At 47.4% G+C, this 1644-nt stretch carries 3 protein-coding genes; all 3 read right to left on the reverse strand.

Translation table 11 applies throughout. From position 1 onward, the window contains the following. A partial coding sequence (locus NXS07_RS19880; RefSeq protein WP_038218597.1) for a hypothetical protein occupies positions 1 to 362 on the reverse strand: 362 nt, incomplete at its 3' end. Next, the gene (locus NXS07_RS19885; RefSeq protein WP_238100059.1) at positions 362 to 997 is read right to left on the reverse strand and encodes a phage tail protein; all 636 of its coding nucleotides are present in this window, start codon (positions 995 to 997) and stop codon (positions 362 to 364) included. The genes NXS07_RS19880 and NXS07_RS19885, both read right to left, overlap by 1 nt. Before the next feature lie 2 nt (positions 998 to 999). Further along, the coding region (locus NXS07_RS19890) for a packaged DNA stabilization protein (RefSeq protein ID WP_258087496.1) at positions 1000 to 1644 on the reverse strand (645 nt) is incomplete at its 5' end.

Here is a 1644-nt window from a genome sequence, read left to right on the forward strand (position 1 = left end):
TAACTCCTAACCATTAAAAATAATTGTTCTCTGCGCCCATCAATGAGTTCAACGACATCATCTGATTGCAGGTGAAAGCCAAATTTCCGCGCTAGATTACAGACATGTTTCGATGTTGAGAGAATGGGTGCATGGATAACCCTATTGCCAATCAGTGAAAGAATATCGCTGGCGGCATCACTGGAGCGGTGTCTTTCGCCTTTCTTCATCGCCATGTGCAATTCAACATGTTCGCCTCGTTCAATCACCACAAATACACCGCAGCCTTGCCAGAGATAATAATCAGCGGGATAATCCACCCATGACGGAACGCCCCACAGCCGCATAAGTTGTGAACCAGTGATAGTGTCTATTTTGGTCATTAGTCGATAAGTCCGTGTACTCGAAGTGCATCTTCCAGTGCCTTGATTCGTTGCCTTGCCTGAATCTGTCCAGCAGCTAACGCCTGAACCTCAGCTTGCGAGTATGTGGAACCGATAGCGTAAGATTGGTCTGCATTAAAGCCGTCTTTCAGTGCTGAACCCGTTGACGCTGTGAATCCGGTTACACGAGCACCTACCACCTGAACGCCACCAATTGAATAGGATGTGGTGACATTCAGGGGTGATGCTAGAGATTGCACTGTCGTAGCAGATTTCGAAATGTAATCAGATTTGATTGTCTTTACATCGCTCTCAACAGCCGTTATCCGCTGTTCATGATTGACCAGGGTTTCTTCTGCTGAGGTGATCCGTTTTTCATGGTCGGCAAGTTGTGTTTCGGCGGATTGTAAGCGCTTTTCATGATCTGCCAGCACAACATCTTGCTCATCGTTTTTAACCTGAGCATCATAGGCTCCATCACCGGCCTGATTAGCTTTGTTTGCCACATTTCCTAAATCAGTTCCCTGCTGGACAACATAGAGAAAGTAGGGTTGAGAGAAATTAGTAGGAAGTAAAGTAGCATCAATACGAGTCGCCTGTACTTCAACAGGGTTTTTGAGATTGTTATCAGCCATAGTTATTCCAACCTGATTTGACAGCCGGAGAGAGTGACAGGGGATCTGGTGATTACTCGCACTTTAAATCCGATGTTTTTACGGATACGACCAACACGCAGCCAAAGCACCCGCTTGTCATAGATAAATGGCGAGTTCTGTTCGATCATCTGTTCTCGACCGTAATTGATGCCGTCAGCCGTTGCAGAGAGGAATAGCCTGTCAGCGTACTGAGCCACCCCCGTAGATGCCTCTAACTCAAAGTCGAACACTCTTGCATTGTCAGCCTTGAACATTGGTGTATACAGCAAATGCTCCTGCTGCTGTCCATACTGGTCAGATGAAGAAAAGTTAAGCTGCCCGGTCACAGGCTCGCGTTTATCACCCACCGTTATCTGATTACCCTCGAACATGAAATCGATACCGCGATAGACATCATCAAACAGGCCAGTTTTCAGGATGCACCATTGCGGCGCGTTCTGGCTGGCTGCTGCGTCATAACACAGGACATGACGCGGTAGATGGATGATCAATAATTCGTGTGCATCGAACCGCACCGTTTCCATCACACCAGTAGCCAGTTCATCCGCTGTGTAGTCTCTCAGTATCTTCTCTATTGATGCTGTGGCTATCGGGGCTACTTGTCCCTGACGAATGACATAGACCGA

It is taken from the genome of Xenorhabdus bovienii (genome assembly GCF_024721015.1).
GTDB lineage: Bacteria > Pseudomonadota > Gammaproteobacteria > Enterobacterales > Enterobacteriaceae > Xenorhabdus > Xenorhabdus bovienii.